Below are 15,571 nucleotides of genomic sequence, written 5' to 3'. Positions count from 1 at the left end.
GTCCCTTCAAGGAGAACAGCATGCAGACCAAGGGCAAATATTTTTTCACCTCTGAATCCGTTACCGAAGGCCACCCCGACAAGGTGGCCGACCAGATATCAGACGCAGTCCTGGACACCCTGCTGGCGCAGGACCCGGACGCTCACGTGGCCTGCGAAGCACTGGTCACCACGGGCATGGCTGTTATCGCCGGTGAAATCAGCACCACCGGCTATGCCGACCTGCCCACCGTGGTGCGCGAAACCATCAAAAACATCGGCTACAACAGCTCCGAAATGGGCTTTGACTGGCAGACCTGCGCCGTCATTTCCACCATCGGCCATCAGTCCCCGGACATTGCTCAGGGCGTGGTGCGCTCAAAGCCCGAAGATCAGGGTGCGGGCGACCAGGGCATGATGTTCGGCTTTGCCTGCAATGAAACCTCTACCCTCATGCCTGCCCCCATTTACTGGGCGCACCAGCTTTCACAGCAGCTTGCCAGGGTGCGCAAGGACGGCCTGGTGGACTTTTTCCGCCCGGACGGCAAGACCCAGGTGTCTTTTGAATACCAGGACGGCAAGCCCGTGCGCATCAACAACGTGGTGGTCTCCACCCAGCATGCTGCCGGCGCAAGCCAGGACGATGTGGCCGAAGCCGTGAAAAAACACGTCATCCGCCCCATTCTTGAGCCTTCGGGCTATTTCGACGAAAAAGACTGCGAAATCTTCATCAACACCACCGGACGGTTTGTGGTGGGTGGCCCCATGGGCGACTGCGGGCTTACCGGCCGCAAGATCATCCAGGACACCTACGGCGGCAGCGGCCACCACGGCGGCGGCGCGTTCTCCGGCAAGGACCCTTCCAAGGTGGACCGTTCCGGCGCATACATGGGCCGCTACATCGCCAAAAACGTGGTGGCCGCTGGCCTTGCCCCGGTGTGCGAAGTGCAGATAGCCTACTGCATCGGTGTGGCCCAGCCCGTGAGCGTGCTTGTTTCCTCGCAGGGAACCAGCGAAATTCCTGATGAAGTCCTCACCAAAGCCGTGCGCGAAGTTTTTGACCTGCGCCCCTACTTCATCACCAAGCGCCTTGATCTCAAGCGGCCCATCTACCAGAAGAGCGCCTGCTACGGCCACTTTGGCCGCGAGCTGCCCGAATTCACCTGGGAAGCCACCGATGCCGTGGCCGACCTGCGCACCGCCGCCAAGGTGTAAACGGAAAAGCAGCAACGCTTCAGGTTGCGTTATCAAGAGTTGCAGTGAGCGCCCTGTGAACTTTGCGCATGCAGACGTTTAAAACCAGCGTGCTCTGACTGATACGGGAGGGGGGACTTTTTCCAGAAGTTCCCCCTCCCGTATCGTCATCTTCCACAAAAATCTTTTTCGGAACCATTTGACAACCTTCTGGCTGCGCGACCTGTGTACGGTCAGCGGCCTACCGGAGCAACGCACCCGGCAAGCAAGGGGTGCCCCTGCCCGCACGCGCATGGCTGCCGCCGGCATCCTTTTTATGCCGCCTTGCCAGCCGCGCCGCCCTTTCCTATACTGAGCGGATTACAGCCGCCCGCATGGCGGCCCGAATCCCATTTTCTGTCCAGCGCGAGGTACACCATGGCCGGAAACACCTTTGGGCGCGCCTTGCGCCTGACCACCTTCGGCGAGTCCCACGGTCCCGGCCTCGGCGGTATTATTGACGGCTGCCCTGCCGGGCTGGAGCTGACCGAGGCCCATATCCAGGCAGAACTGGACCGCCGCAAGCCCGGCCAGGGACCCACAGCCACCAAGCGCAAAGAAGCTGACACCGTGCGTCTGCTTTCCGGTGTTTTCGAGGGCTGCACCACGGGAACCCCCATCGCCTTTTTCATCGCCAATGAAGATCAGCGTTCCCGCGACTACGGCAACCTGGCCGAAGCCTTTCGTCCCGGCCATGCAGACTGGGCGTATTTTCAGAAATACAACGGCCTGCGCGACCACCGGGGCGGCGGGCGCTCTTCGGGCCGCGAAACCGCTGCGCGTGTTGCCGGAGGCGTCATTGCCAAGAAGATTCTGGCGCGGCGCGGCGTGACCATTCTGGGCGGCTGCGTTGAGCTGGGCGGTATTGCCGCACCCCTTTGGGGGCTGGACATGGACGGAGCCGCAGCGCGGCCGTATTGCGCCGCAGCACCCTCCGTCGTCAGCCAGTGGGACGCGCTGGTGGCCGAAGCACGCAAGGCCGGGGAAACCCTGGGCGGCATTGTCCGTATTGAAGCACACAACGTGCCTGCCGGTCTTGGTGAACCTGTTTTTGACAAGCTTGATGCCGTGCTGGCCCATGCCGTCATGAGCGTGGGTGCGGTCAAGGGCGTAGAGGTGGGCGAGGGCTTTGCCGCAGCAGCCCTGCGCGGCTCGCAAAACAACGACCCCCTGCTTCCGGCGGATGCGCCGGAGCCGGGCAGGGCGCGCTTTGCCTCCAACCATGCAGGCGGCATCCTGGGCGGCATATCCAGCGGACAGGATATTGTGCTGCGCGTCGCCGTCAAACCCATAGCCTCCATAGCCGTTACGCAAAAAACCGTGGACAGGCAGGGCCAGCCCGTGGACATACTCATTGGCGGGCGTCACGACCTGTCCGCCATTCCGCGCATCGTGCCCGTTCTTGAGGCAATGACTGCCCTGGCCCTGGCAGACGCTCTGCTTTTGCAGCAGCGCATGGGCCTCGGGCTTTAAGGACATAGCATCGCCATGAAGGACATGCCCCTGCTGCAAGACCCGGATGCCGTGGAAATTTCCGGCACTGTGGAGCGCGTTATCTTTCATAATGAAGAAAACGGCTATACTGTACTGCGTCTTATGCCTGCCAGCGTCAACAGCGGCGGAGGCGACGGAGGCCTCACGCGCCCGCGCGACTCCGTAAGCTGCGTGGGTCACATGGTCAATCCGCAGGCGGGCGTACAGATGAAACTCGGCGGCCGTTGGGTCAATAATACCCGTTTTGGCCGCCAGATAGAGTTCAGCCACGCTGAAGAAATGCTGCCTGCCACTAGTGAGGGCATACGCCTGTATCTGTCTTCAGGGCTTATCAAGGGCGTGGGCGAAGAGATGGCCTCGCGCATCGTCAAGGCGTTCGGCACAGACACCATACGGGTACTGGACGAAGAGCCGGAGCGCCTGCTCAAGGTGCGCGGCGTGGGGCAAAAAAGCCTGGAGCGCATCCGCGCATCGTGGAGCGAACACCGCGGCATACGCGACCTGCTGCTTTTTCTGCAACCTCACGGCATCACCCCGGCCTATGCTGTACGCATCTACCGCGCCTACGGGGCGGACGCCCTGGGCATCGTGCGTGAAAACCCCTATCGCCTTGCCATGGATATCCACGGCATAGGCTTTGTCACCGCCGATGCCGCGGCCCGCAAGCTGGGCTTCGAGCACGACCACCCCTTGCGCGTACAGGCAGGCACACTCTACGTGCTGCAAAAAGCCACGGATGACGGCAACGTGTACCTGCCGCAGACCGCGCTTATGGAGGCCGTATGCGCGCAACTGGGCGTTGACGAGGACCTTGTTTCCGACGCTCTGGCCGCTCTTGAGGCGGACGAGCGCATCGTGCGCGAAGATATGGACATGCCCGGCCCTGACGGCACACAGCCTGAAACAGGCGTGTACCTGCGCCGCTATTTTCACTGCGAGTCCAAAACCGCGTTCTACCTGCAACGGCTCATGCGTTCGCCCAAATCCATTCGTTTTGAAAACCCCGACGCCCTGGTGGACAAGGTGGTGGGTGAACTCAACATATCCCTTGCGCCGGAACAGCTTGAGGCCGTGCGTACCTCGGCCCGCAGCAAGGTTATGGTGCTTACGGGCGGCCCCGGCACAGGCAAGACCACCATCATCAATGCCATTATCAGGCTTTTTGCCGAGGTGCGCGCCCGCATCCTGCTGGCTGCGCCCACAGGACGCGCCGCCAAGCGTATGGCCGAAACCTCGGGGCGTGAATCCCGCACCATTCACCGCCTGCTGGAATACAGCCCCAAGGAGGACGGCTTCGCCCGCAACGAAGACAGTCCTCTGGCCTGCGGCCTGCTGGTGGTGGACGAAGCCTCGATGATGGACACCCTGCTTTTTTACCACCTGCTCAAGGCCGTTCCCCTGGGCGCGACCCTTGTACTGGTGGGCGATGTGCATCAGCTGCCCTCGGTGGGTCCGGGCAACGTGCTGGCCGACATAATAGCCTCCGGTGTGGTTCCTGTGGTAGAGCTAACCGAAATATTCCGCCAGTCGGCAGAAAGTGAAATTATCTGCAACGCCCACCTTATCAATCGCGGCGAGGTTCCTTCGCTGGAATCCAGCAAAGACCGCCTTTCGGACTTTTACTTCATCCACCAGAATGATCCGGAAAAAGCCGCCGACCTTATGGTCGACCTGGTGCGCAACCATATTCCGCGCCGCTTCGGGCTTGACCCGGTGGACGACATCCAGGTGCTTACCCCCATGCACAAGGGAGCTGTGGGCGCGGGACATATGAATACGCGCCTGCAGGAGGCCCTGAACCCCAACGGCCTTGAAGTGCGGCGCGGCGAACGCGCCTTTCGCCTGCACGACAAGGTCATGCAGATACGCAACAACTACGATAAGGACGTGTTCAACGGCGACATGGGGCGGATCAGCTTTCTTGACCTTGCCGACCGCACCCTGAGCGTCGCCTTTGACGAACGCGTGGTCCCCTATGAATTTGATGAGCTGGACGAGCTGGCCCCGGCCTACGCCATATCCATTCACAAATCCCAGGGGTCGGAATATCCCGCCGTGGTCATACCCATCATGATGCAGCACTACGTGCTGCTGCAACGCAACCTTATCTATACCGGAGCCACGCGCGGCAAAAAGCTTGTCATTCTGGTGGGCGAATCCCGCGCTCTCCACATGGCGGTCAAAAACAACAAGACCCGCAAGCGTTACACCCGGCTGGCCGAACGGCTGGCTCCCGGCGAGTAACGCCAGGCCGCTTCCGGGGCAGCCACAAGCTGCCACAACCAAACCCGGCTGGCTGAAAACATTTCAGGCCGTCCGCATAATGCGGACGGCCTGTTTATCATGTATGCAGAGATACAGCTTTCCGTCCGGTACCATATTTCCGGGAGCTGCCTGCCCGCGATCTACGCAGAAATGGCGATGTTTTCCTCCCCAAGGCCATGCCGCCAGGCCACCAGGTCTTCCACACTGCACAGGGGAATGGCATGAGCCACAGCAAAGGCCGCCACCTGCGGCAGGCGGGCCATGCTTCCATCATCCAGGGTCAGTTCGCACAGTACGCCGCAGGGTGCATGCCCGGCCAGACGCATGAGGTCAACCGTGGCCTCTGTATGCCCGCGCCGCTCCAGCACCCCACCGGGCTTTGCCCGCAGGGGAAACACGTGACCCGGACGGCGTAAATTCTCGGGGCTGGCGTTTTCCGCCACGGCTGCCTGGATGGTAGCCACGCGGTCAGCGGCGGAAACTCCTGTGGTCACGCCTGTGGCTGCCTCGATGGAAATGGTGAAGGCCGTCTGCTGGGTATTGGTATTACGCTCTGTCATCATTGGCAGATCAAGGCGGCGGGTGTACTCGTCTGTAAGGCACAGGCAGACAATACCGCTGCAATGCCTTATGAGCATGGCCATTTGCGGTACAGTGATGGTCTGGGCCGGAAAAATGAGGTCACCTTCATTTTCGCGGTCTTCGTCGTCGACCACCAGAACGCCGCCTCCGGCGCGCAGGGACGCCAGAGCCTTCTGTACCCGCTCGTGCGGGCTGCCAAAGAAATCAAGGGAAAGTGAGGACTGATGCATGCCGTTCTCCTTTTCCGGCTGGTGCCGGGAGAGGGTGCATCAGGGCGTGGACGGGCCGCTCAAAGGGATGCCACCGGAAACTTCAGCCCGAAGGCAAAAGTTCACACGCGGCAGCAAAAACCCGGCGCACATGCGCAAGGCCATTGGCGGCTGCAACCGTTCTCTTCCATCCGGACTATTACCGTCGGCTTCGGATTCACACCGAATCTGCTGACCCCAACATGGGCGCTCGCGGGCTGCCGCCGGCCATAAGGCCGCCGTATCACCGCCGGTGGGGACTTGCACCCCGCCCTGAGAAACATGAGCAGCATACGCTTTCACTCCCGGCTGCGCAAGATGCCGGAGCCGGAAAAAAGATATGATGCCGGATCGTTTGCCGAAAAAGCCGTAAAACGCCACCCAAGATGCAGGTCAATGACGCAGACAAGTGCAGACAGACCAGAAAGATACGGACGGCTCAAACAACAATGGATCAGGCCGGAGAGGCCACAGCGGGCAACTTCGCAGCAGGCTGCCAGGCTGCACTGCACAGGTTCAGGATACAAAAGACAAGACGCAACCAGCGGACGAAGCCCGCAGCTACTGATTTTTCCAGGGCCAGCCCCGGCACACCTTCAGGGTGTGCCGCGGAACAGGCGCTTCATTGATGGCCCCAGCGTCCCTTGCAGGCGCATCACTGCCGGTGTTTCTCCATATCAGGCCGGAAAAACAAACGCCTCAAAACAAAACAGGTCCACGCCCGGCGCTCGCCAACACCCCTTGGGCAGCCCGGCCTTGAGGCAAAGGTTTTCCAGATATTCCAAGCGGTCCCAGCCCTGATCCACAGGAACCTGCGGCAGAAAAACGCCACTGTGCCCTTGCCATTGCAGGACAAGGCCGTGAAGCCCCACCGTTATTTTTTCTGGGTTCGGGCAGGACTGCAACACGCCCAGCACCGAAATATCCAGTTCGGCCTTACGCCACTCTTCCAGCGTCAGGGGAGAAAAACGGGGATCACTGAAAGCGGCCGCTGCGGCCAGATGCCAGACGCTCTTGTACAACGGTTCCCGGCCGACAATATTGCCGATGCAGCCCCGCAGGGCACGGTGGAGGGTAATGGTTACAAAGGCGCCAAGAGGCCGCATCAGTGGGGCCTGGGGTCTGTCCAGTGTATCCGGCGGCTCGGGGATGGAAGGTACAGCCTTGCCCAGCAGACCGGCTTCAATGGACATCCTGGCCTGGCGGCTTAAAAAGTTTTTCTCCGCATCCGTGAGGCTGAACGAAATGCCCATGTTCACTCCTTGCCGTATCAGTTTTGCGATATAGTGCAAAATAATACTGTACAAAGCAAGAAATGCCGCAACTGTTGTTGCGGCATTTCTTTTATAAGGCTTTCACGCAAAGGCTGACGCGCCCCGCGAAGGCCATGAACGGGTCAAACCCAACGCTTGGAAATTTTTAGCCGCAAACAAGATACACAGACTTTTTATTGCGGAAACGAACAGGCCGGTTCCGCAATAGCGAGCCGGTTGTGACGCTGCATGCGGCTAAAAAGGCCAAACGCTAGTCTTCGCCTTCAGCGTGGGACTGCTTGCCAGCACCCTTCAGGCCATACATGGTGGTGGAACCGGAAGACCAGAACTCCAACACTTCTTCGTTAACCAGTTTGGTGAGGATCTTCTTCACGTCGCGGGGACCTTTGTCGGGGAACAGGTCCGTAAAGTCCTTGAAATAAAACTTGGACTTGGAGGCGGCTTTGCTGTTCAGAAAATCAACAACAATATCTTTGTCGTCAGCCATGGTGATTCTCCTGTCCCGGCGGCGCTGATGCGCCGCCGGGGTTAAACAAGATAGTCCTAGAACTTGAACTGCGTGCTCTGCCGCCAGGTGTAGTAGGCAGGGTCACGGAAGTCGTCGATAAGGTGGTGGGTGAACTCAAGGCCGGTCATCTTGAAGAAAGTTTCCCAGCCGATGCGCTCGGCCCAGTCGCCCAGGCGTTCGTACTTGTTGGCATTGGCCGCGTACACTTCAACGATGTGCTTCACGGTCTTGGTCAGCGAAGGCCAGCGGGGCGGTTCGTTGGGGATGTAGCCCACAACGACCTTGGAGAACTTGGGCATGCTGATGCGGTTGGAAACCTTGCCGCCCACCATGATGGCAATGCCATCGCCTTCGCCGTCCGAGATGGGCAGCGCAGGGCACATGGTGTAGCAGTTACCGCAGTACATGCAGCGTTCGTTCTTGATGGCGATGGAGTTCACCTTCTTGCCGTCAAGCTCCACCTTGGTGGGGCGCACGGCGGCAGTGGGGCAAGCGGCCACGGCCAGGGGAATTTCGCACAGCTGGTCGGTCCACTCGTGGTCGATCATGGGCGGCTTGCGGTGGATACCCACAAGGCCGATGTCGGAACAGTGCACCGCGCCGCACATGTTGATGCAGCAGGCCAGGGCTATGCGCACGGGGGCGGGCAGACGCATGGACTTAAAGTCCTCAAACACAACGTCCATCACAGCCTTGACCGGGCCGGAGGCGTCGGTGGCAGGCGTATGACAGTGCACCCAGCCCTGGGTGTGCACCATGTTGCTGATGCCGGCGCCGGTGCCGCCCACGGGGAACTTGAACGAGCCGCCGTCAAACTTGCGGCTGTTCAGGTCATCGCGCAGGGCCTTCATGCCGTCTTCGCTGTCCACCATGAATTCAATGTTGTTACGCGTGGTCCAGCGCAGGTAGCCGCCGCAGTACTTGTCGGCGATGTCGCACAGTTCACGGATCAGCGTGATGGACATGGTGCGGGTGCCGCCCACGCGGACGGTGTAGCACTTGTCGCCGCTTTCGGCCACGTGCAGCAGCACGCCCGGCTCAAGAATCTCATGATAGAGCCACTTGCCGAAGTTGTTTTTGATGATCGGCGGAAAGTATTCATCATACTTGTGGGGGCCGATGTCAGTGATACGGCCTTCCATCGGTTTTGCGGGATTGTACCCGGAAGAAATAAATGCCATGTTTTTCTCCCCCTTTGACTAGCGTTGATGGCGTTTGCGGTAAGCGGCGAGGTCACGGTCCCAGCCACCGGTAACTTCTTCTTCCTTGAAGAAGATGTACGGGTTGGAACGGGGTTCCTTGACGTGGTAGGCGGCAGCAGGAGTGTCGGTGACTTCCAGCAGTTTCTGGAAGGACAGACGCTTCATGGTTTCACCCACGCGTTCGCGGTTTTTGCCTTCTTCCATCCACCAGTCCCAGATCTTTTCGATGACTTCTTTGACGTCATCGTAGGGAGCTTCACAGGAAACGAAGGGCACGAGCAGCGAACCCATCTGGGCACCGTCAACCACGGGAGCCTTGGCGCCCACGAGGATGCTCGCACCGCGCTCGTCGCCGATGTGCAGGGCGCGGGGCATGGTGTTGATGCAGTGCATGCAGCGCACGCAATCAGCGGTCTTGATGGAAAGCTTGGAGCCGTCCCACTTCATGCACTGGGAGGGGCAGCGGTCCACCACTTCTTTCTGCAGGTCGAACTTGCCCCAGTCGCGACCGGAGTGAGCACCGGCGTTGGGGGCAAATTCACCGGCCACGTAAGCCTTCACGGCTTCCTGGTCGATTTTGATGTCGTCCTTCCAGGTGCCGACCACGGCAAAGTCGGAGCGCGCCATGGCGCACACGCAGCCGTTGGGGCAGCCGTCGAACTTGAACTTGAACTTGTAGGGGAACGCGGGGCGGTGCAGTTCGTCCTGATAGTCCATGGTCAGCTGGTAGCACATGTCCTGCGTGTTGTAGCAGGCATATTCGCAGCGGGACTGACCGAGACAGGCTTCAGGCGTACGCAGGTTGGAGCCGGAGCCGCCAAGGTCCACGTTCATCTTGTGGGTCAGCTCGTGGAAGATTTCTTCGAGCTGGGCGGTCTGGGTGCCAAGCAGCACGATGTCACCGGTGGAGCCGTGCATGTTGGTCAGGCCGGAGCCGCGCAGGTCCCATATGTCGCACAGATCACGCAGGAATTTGCTGTGATAGTACTTGGCAGCGGGCTGGGCCACACGCATGGTGTGAAAGTGGGCCACGCCGGGGAACATTTCGGGCTGGTCGCAGTAACGGCCGATAACGCCGCCACCATAACCGAACACGCCCACGATGCCGCCGTGCTTCCAGTGGGTTTCCTTGTCATTGTAGGAAAGCTCAAGCACACCCAGCAGGTCTTCAGGGCAGTCCACGGGGATCTGATAATCAAGCCCCTTAGGATTCTCGGCCCGGTAGGCCGCTTCCAGCTTGATGTCGGACACAAAGCTCGGCCAGGGGCCGCTTTCCAGCTGGTCCAACAGGGGGGTTGCATGTTTCGCCATTGCCATACCTCCACATGGTTTGTTTGTATCACGCAGCGCGTGATGTACCGGTCAAGTGCGGCGATCCGGGGCTGGCGCCTGAGCGCACTCCGCACCGGGCGCGGGTGGAAACAAAAAAAGTTTCCTGCCGACGGGTATTGCCTCCCGCCGCAACGCGCCCGCCCCGTGAAATACGGGACGCCCCAAGGAATCGCGTAAGACGGGCGAGTCAAAACCTCGGCCCCTCTAGGCCGCAACGCGGTCAACTCACTACATAGCGCAATTTTGCGCCAATGACAACCTGGGCGGGATTATATGCGCAAATTATGGGCGCAAAGCCCGGAGCGCAAGCCCTTGCGCCCTGAGGCGCAAATATCGCCCCGGTGTGCCCCGTCTTTATATGGCTTGTTAATACCAGTTTTTTTGCCATTTATGCAACTTTTTTTCGCTATATGTACATTTTTTCACATATACGACACCTCCGGCCTTGGCAAATCTTCTCTTTTCAGCGTACACTGCGCTGCATATTATCGAACAGCCACCGCCATTCCGGCGCTATTTTCAAGGAACCCTCCCATCATGAAAGACGAACTCGGTTTGTACTACCACCCCCAGGCGGGCAACAGCCTTTCCCGCGTCTATGTGCGGCGCGGCGAGCACGGCGAAGTGGAATTTCGCCTCTGGCGCTCCGACATGCCCGAGGTATGGGACCGCCACCCCTGGCTCAGCATGAATATCGTGCAGGACGCCGCCCAGCTTTACCAGCAGGAGCGGAACTCCGAGGCTGATCCCCTCAGGCTTTACGACCTGGCAGTGGCGCGGGCACTCCTCAAGGAGGACGAGGCGTGAAAGGGCGCTGGCTGTTAGCCAACCGCGACTTTCTTGTGCGTGACCTTGTGCGTGACTACTGCACTGTCTATCACGCGCTTTCTGCCCAGCGCCGCCGTTTTGAACTGGACGGGGCCGTGTCGTACACGGCCCTGCGCGACCTTTTGGGCGAAGCCATGCGCAAGGGCGTGTTCTGGCGGCTGAAAGACACCGCCCATCTGCTTTTTCGCAACGGCTCGTCCAACGGCGATGTGGCCCCTGTGGACACGCCCGCGCCTGTGGCCGCCAGCCCCGGCCCATCCGGGGGCGATCCGGCACCGGACACCGCGGCATGCCAGGGCGCGCAGGCCGCCCGCGCAGAAACGGAACAGATCGAGAACCTGCACCGTCATGCCCGGAACATCCTGCCTGACGGCACCGAGGGCATAAAAGCGCTTGAGGCCCTTATTGACTGGTGCATCGGCTATGCCTTTCATGAATGCGTCAAGCTGAAAGAAGACGCCTTTCAGAACCAGCACTACGCCAACCGGCTCATACAGATATCGCGACACGATGCGGTTACGGCCGAAATGTACAATCCTTTGCGCGGCCTTGGCGGGCAGACTGCGGAAAGCTCTTCCCGCGAACTTTCACGCATAAGCCACGTGCTTTCCCACGGCCTGCGGCTGCTCGCCCAGTATCTGGTGGTCGAAAAGCACAATACCCACCTGGCGCGCTGGCTTGCCAGCGAAGAGCACATGGCCGAGCAGGCCTTTGGTGCGGGCTACGAGATCCTTCTGGATGCCCTGTACGGCCCGGGCCATGAAAATCTTTACCTGCTGGCCGCCCGTGATTTTCTTGAGGCAGGACGCCGCGAACCGGCCATTGCCCTGCTTGAGGACGCCCACAGGAGAGACCTGCTGCGCGGGCCGGGGCAGAACATGCTGTGCCGCCTGCTCAACGAAGGCACCTCCGGCATCTGTGCCAGCTGCGGCAAAAGCGCCCAGTTCCCCTGCCTGCCCTACCTCGCCCCTGTGGAGATTGACAAAGTATGACACCGGCCCTCCGCACCCTGCGGAACTGCCTCATCCTTGCTCTCTGTGCCCTGCTCTTTTCCGGCTGCGGCTCACGCGGAGGCGGCTCGTGGCGCAAGGGCGGCGTTACCGGCACCAAACCCTACACCGTACGCGGCAAGACCTATTATCCGCTCAAGTCTGCCCACGGCTTTGTGGAAGTGGGCGTGGCCTCGTGGTACGGCCCGGGCTTTCACGGTAAAAAAACGGCCAATGGTGAACGCTACAATCAGTATGCAATGACCGCCGCCCACAAGCTCTTGCCGTTAGGTACAAAGGTGCGCGTGACCCACCTGGGCAACGGGCGCAGCATCATTGTGCGCATCAATGACCGTGGTCCCTTTGTAGGCGACCGCGTTATCGATCTTTCGCGCGCCGCGGCAACACGTCTTAATATTGTGGGACCGGGCACGGGACGGGTACGCATCCAGAGCCTGGGCGGCGTGCCGCAGATGCGCGACGACGGCGATTTTACAGGGGCCTATTATGTGCAGGTGGGCGCTTTCGCCAACAAGAGCAATGCCGCCCGTCTGACCCAGACCCTTGCCAAGGCGGGCCACAAGAGCCGGATGCGCTACGGCAGCAACAATATGTGGAACGTGCAGGCAGGGCCGTGGCCGGATTCTTTCGGGGCGCAAAAGCAGCTTGAAATTTTCAGCATTCTCTATCCCGGCTCATTTGTCGTGGGCGACTAGAACATTTCAACCAGTAACCGCTCTGGCGCGGGAGACCTTGCAACTGTTCCGGAGGCTGTGCGGCCCAGACGCCCATCATCACTTTTACGTTCCAGCAATCCCGTTTTGCCGCAAAAAAGCCCTCGCAAGCATAAGATACTTGCGAGGGCTTTTTTGCGGCAAACAGCACATGGCTCAGCGCGGAAACGCCGATCCCCCCCGTGCCGGACAGGGGGGAAATGCCCCGGGAACTATTCGGAGGCCTGGGCCTTGAGGGCTTCGGCCTGGGCGGCTGTGCCCAAAGCCTCCACCAACGATTCCAACTCGCCTTCCATAATCCTGTCCAGGGAATACAGTGTCAGATTGATGCGATGGTCCGTGCAGCGGCCCTGCGGAAAGTTATAGGTACGGATACGCTCCGAACGGTCGCCGGAGCCGACCTGTGCCTTGCGGTCTGCGGAAAGCTCCGAACTCTGGCGCTCGCGTTCGGCAGCCAGAATACGCGAGGCAAGCACCTTCATGGCGCGGGCCTTGTTTTTATGCTGCGAGCGCTCATCCTGACAGGTAACCACGGTATTGGTGGGCAGGTGGGTGATACGCACGGCCGATTCCGTCTTGTTGACGTGCTGTCCGCCCGCGCCCGAAGCCCGGTAAATATCTATGCGCAGGTCTTCGGGGCGGATTTCAACGTCGACCTCTTCAGCTTCGGGCATAACGGCCACGGTAGCGGCCGAGGTGTGAATACGGCCCTGCGCCTCGGTAGCGGGTACGCGTTGCACACGGTGTGTTCCCGCCTCGAACTTGAGGTGGCTGTACACGCGGTCGCCGGCGATAAGGCAGATGATTTCCTTATAGCCGCCGTTTTCGGAAGGGGATTCACTCATGATCTCCACCTTCCAGTTTTTAAGCTCGGCATAGCGCGTATACATGCGGAAAAGATCCGCTGCAAACAGGGCAGCCTCTTCGCCGCCCGTACCCGCGCGGATTTCAAGAATGGTATTTTTTTCGTCCAGGGGGTCGCTGGGCAGCAGCATTACCTTGAGTTCATGCTCAAGATTTGGCAGTTCGGCCTCGCCCCGGTGCACTTCTTCCTGCGCCATGGCACGGATTTCGGGGTCTTCATCGTGCAGCAGCAGCCTGTTTTCGGCCAGCTCTTCGCTCACCGCGCGGTGACGGCGAAAAAGCTCCACCACGTCGCTCAGGTCGGCGTGGGCTTTGGTCAGCTTGCGGTACTGATCCTGATCGTTGAAAACATCAGGCTGGGCAAGGGCCTCTTCAAGCTCCAGATATTTCTTTTCCAGGCCTTCCAATTTGGCGAACATAAACGTCTCCGACTGGCAGTGGACAAAAACAACTCATGCGGCGGCGAACCGCCCCAACCGCACAGGCAGGACGCTTTCGCGAAAATGTCATACTTTCAATATGGTCGGCGCGGGGCCAGTATCGTGGCCTGCGCGGACGGCGGCCATACGGCGGCCTGTCACAGCCAGCCGCCCGGCACGCCGCGTTGCGGCGGCAATGCTTATATTGCCTGCTTACTGCCTGATGTAGGGTACAGGGCGCACCCGTTCTCCGGCGTCAGGTCCCAGCGCCTCGCTCAGGGCCACCACCGCCACCTCAAGCTGGCTTTCGTCCGGCTCGTATGTGGTCAGTTTTTGCAGGGCCAGGCCAGGCGCGCGCAGCACCTGGGCCAGCGGTCCTTCCGGCAGGCGCGCGGCATAGCGGATAAGCTCATATGCCAGAGCGCTGATGGGCGCCATAAGCAGCAACTTGAAAAATATGGTCAATGCGTGCTTGGCCACGGCGCTTTGCGGCGTATACAGGGCCAGCAGCATGGGTACGAGTACCGCATGCAGCACAATGGAAATGCAGATGACGAAAAGCAGAAATGTTGTGCCGCAACGCGGGTGCAAACGGCTCATGCGGGCAGCGTGTGCCGCGTCAACCGCGCCCCCGGATTCGAAGGCGTGTATGGTTTTGTGTTCGGCCCCGTGGTACTGAAAAACGCGACGGATATCAGGCACATATGAAATGGCCTTGATATAGCCCATAAAGATGCAGCACTTGAAAAAACCGTCCCACAGGTGAAAGCTCAGGCCTTCCACATCACCGCCCAGATGCAGCCACAGCATAAGCAGGGACATCAGGTGCGGCACAACCACAAAAAGACCTATGGCCATAAGCAGGGCCGCCGCCAGCGTCAAAACCAGATGCCAGCCGGAAATTTCCTCTTCCTGCCCTTGGGCTACGGCTTCCACAGAACGGTTGAGAGCTTTGATGCCGTTGACCAGCGTTTCAAGCAGAATGGGAAAACCCCGCAGAAAAGGCCTTTTGAGCCAGGGCCGGCGCAACAGGGAAAACCACGGCAGACGATGGGCGAGAATGCTCCCGTCCGCCTGGCGCACGGCAAGGCCATAGGCATCGCCGTTGCGCATCATCACGCCTTCCATGACGGCCTGCCCGCCAACAGTGGGGCAAGCCGACGTCAAAGCACAAAGCGCCATCGTGGCCCACCGGGATTTTGCCCCTGTGGCCGTGCGTGGCGCTCCCTGCCGTGCGTCGCTCATGTGCGGCATGGTCTGCCGCCCGCGATTACTTCTGCTCAAACTTGGCGTACTTTTTACGGAAGCGGTCAATGCGGCCAGCCGTATCAAGGAAGCGCTGCTTGCCGGTGAAGAACGGATGGCACGCGGAGCACACTTCCACGTTCACCTGCTCACCCTTGGTGGAGAGCACTTTTTCTTCATTGCCGCAGGCGCAGGTGATGGTGGCGTTGAACACTTTGGGATGGATATCTTTTTTCATGACAGCTACCTCATGGAACGCGGCATAATCCGGCAGAATCATCGCCGGACGCCCGCGCGTTTTTCCTCTGGCGCGAAAACATATCGCACAAGGGCAAGCTATATAGCGCTTCTTTAAACCTTTGGCAAGGGGAAAGCA

General features: G+C 60.0%; 14 protein-coding genes and 1 riboswitch. Of the genes, 6 read left to right on the top strand and 8 right to left on the bottom strand.

The features are described from left to right. Positions 1-20 precede the first annotated feature (20 nt). The 3 genes from metK (at position 21) to recD2 (ending at position 4,949) form a co-directional block, all read left to right on the top strand. The gene (gene metK, locus ACZ495_RS12155) at positions 21-1,193 is read left to right on the top strand and encodes a methionine adenosyltransferase (protein WP_015939288.1); all 1,173 of its coding nucleotides are present in this window, start codon (positions 21-23) and stop codon (positions 1,191-1,193) included. A 396-nt stretch (positions 1,194-1,589) separates the two neighbouring features. Then, a complete protein-coding gene (gene aroC, locus ACZ495_RS12150) occupies positions 1,590-2,684 on the top strand; it encodes a chorismate synthase (protein ID WP_015939289.1) in 1,095 nt (364 codons plus the stop codon). 15 nt (positions 2,685-2,699) lie between these two features. Beyond that, positions 2,700-4,949 carry an SF1B family DNA helicase RecD2 gene (gene recD2 / locus ACZ495_RS12145; protein ID WP_464262334.1) on the top strand — a complete coding sequence of 750 codons (2,250 nt, stop codon included), beginning with the start codon at positions 2,700-2,702 and terminating at the stop codon, positions 4,947-4,949. 161 nt (positions 4,950-5,110) lie between these two features. On the opposite strand, the gene ribB is transcribed toward recD2, so the two are convergent. From ribB to dsrA, 5 genes are all read right to left on the bottom strand, one after another. After that, a complete protein-coding gene (ribB, locus tag ACZ495_RS12140) occupies positions 5,111-5,782 on the bottom strand; it encodes a 3,4-dihydroxy-2-butanone-4-phosphate synthase (RefSeq protein WP_015939291.1) in 672 nt (223 codons plus the stop codon). Positions 5,783-5,936: 154 nt separating this feature from the next. Further along, positions 5,937-6,085: riboswitch (FMN riboswitch) on the bottom strand. Between the two features lie 392 nt (positions 6,086-6,477). Beyond that, entirely contained in the window at positions 6,478-7,053 is a 576-nt protein-coding gene (gene amrA / locus ACZ495_RS12135; RefSeq protein WP_015939293.1) for an AmmeMemoRadiSam system protein A, read from the bottom strand. 271 nt (positions 7,054-7,324) lie between these two features. Beyond that, a complete protein-coding gene (locus tag ACZ495_RS12130) occupies positions 7,325-7,561 on the bottom strand; it encodes a dissimilatory sulfite reductase D family protein (RefSeq protein ID WP_015939294.1) in 237 nt (78 codons plus the stop codon). A gap of 56 nt (positions 7,562-7,617) precedes the next feature. Beyond that, positions 7,618-8,763 carry a dissimilatory-type sulfite reductase subunit beta gene (dsrB, locus tag ACZ495_RS12125; RefSeq protein WP_012624552.1) on the bottom strand — a complete coding sequence of 382 codons (1,146 nt, stop codon included), beginning with the start codon at positions 8,761-8,763 and terminating at the stop codon, positions 7,618-7,620. 18 nt (positions 8,764-8,781) lie between these two features. Beyond that, the gene (gene dsrA / locus ACZ495_RS12120; protein WP_015939295.1) at positions 8,782-10,095 is read right to left on the bottom strand and encodes a dissimilatory-type sulfite reductase subunit alpha; all 1,314 of its coding nucleotides are present in this window, start codon (positions 10,093-10,095) and stop codon (positions 8,782-8,784) included. Between the two features lie 558 nt (positions 10,096-10,653). Here dsrA and ACZ495_RS12115 point away from each other — a divergent pair. Genes ACZ495_RS12115 through ACZ495_RS12105 form a run of 3 tightly spaced genes read left to right on the top strand, consistent with a single transcriptional unit; the run spans position 10,654 to position 12,649 of the window. After that, on the top strand, positions 10,654-10,923 hold the full coding sequence (locus ACZ495_RS12115) for a hypothetical protein (RefSeq protein ID WP_015939296.1): 270 nt from the start codon (positions 10,654-10,656) through the stop codon (positions 10,921-10,923). Next, positions 10,920-11,936: a hypothetical protein gene (locus tag ACZ495_RS12110; protein WP_407845185.1), complete on the top strand. Its 1,017-nt coding sequence runs from the start codon at positions 10,920-10,922 to the stop codon at positions 11,934-11,936. The genes ACZ495_RS12115 and ACZ495_RS12110 overlap by 4 nt, the downstream gene beginning before the upstream one ends. Then, positions 11,933-12,649, top strand: a complete 717-nt coding sequence (locus ACZ495_RS12105; protein ID WP_015939298.1) for a septal ring lytic transglycosylase RlpA family protein — start codon at positions 11,933-11,935, stop codon at positions 12,647-12,649. The genes ACZ495_RS12110 and ACZ495_RS12105 overlap by 4 nt, the downstream gene beginning before the upstream one ends. A 230-nt stretch (positions 12,650-12,879) precedes the next feature. On the opposite strand, the gene prfA is transcribed toward ACZ495_RS12105, so the two are convergent. From prfA to rpmE, 3 genes are all read right to left on the bottom strand, one after another. Beyond that, complete coding sequence (gene prfA / locus ACZ495_RS12100; protein ID WP_015939299.1) at positions 12,880-13,950, bottom strand: peptide chain release factor 1; 1,071 nt, start codon at positions 13,948-13,950, stop codon at positions 12,880-12,882. 213 nt (positions 13,951-14,163) lie between these two features. After that, the gene (locus ACZ495_RS12095; protein WP_464262904.1) at positions 14,164-15,078 is read right to left on the bottom strand and encodes a DUF1385 domain-containing protein; all 915 of its coding nucleotides are present in this window, start codon (positions 15,076-15,078) and stop codon (positions 14,164-14,166) included. Positions 15,079-15,220: 142 nt separating this feature from the next. Further along, positions 15,221-15,433: a 50S ribosomal protein L31 gene (gene rpmE, locus ACZ495_RS12090; RefSeq protein ID WP_015939301.1), complete on the bottom strand. Its 213-nt coding sequence runs from the start codon at positions 15,431-15,433 to the stop codon at positions 15,221-15,223. Positions 15,434-15,571 lie beyond the last annotated feature (138 nt).

Source organism: Desulfovibrio sp. GTC20076 (genome assembly GCF_055385905.1).
Note: the sequence above shows the minus strand (reverse complement) of the source record. Positions and strands in the feature narration are given on the sequence as shown.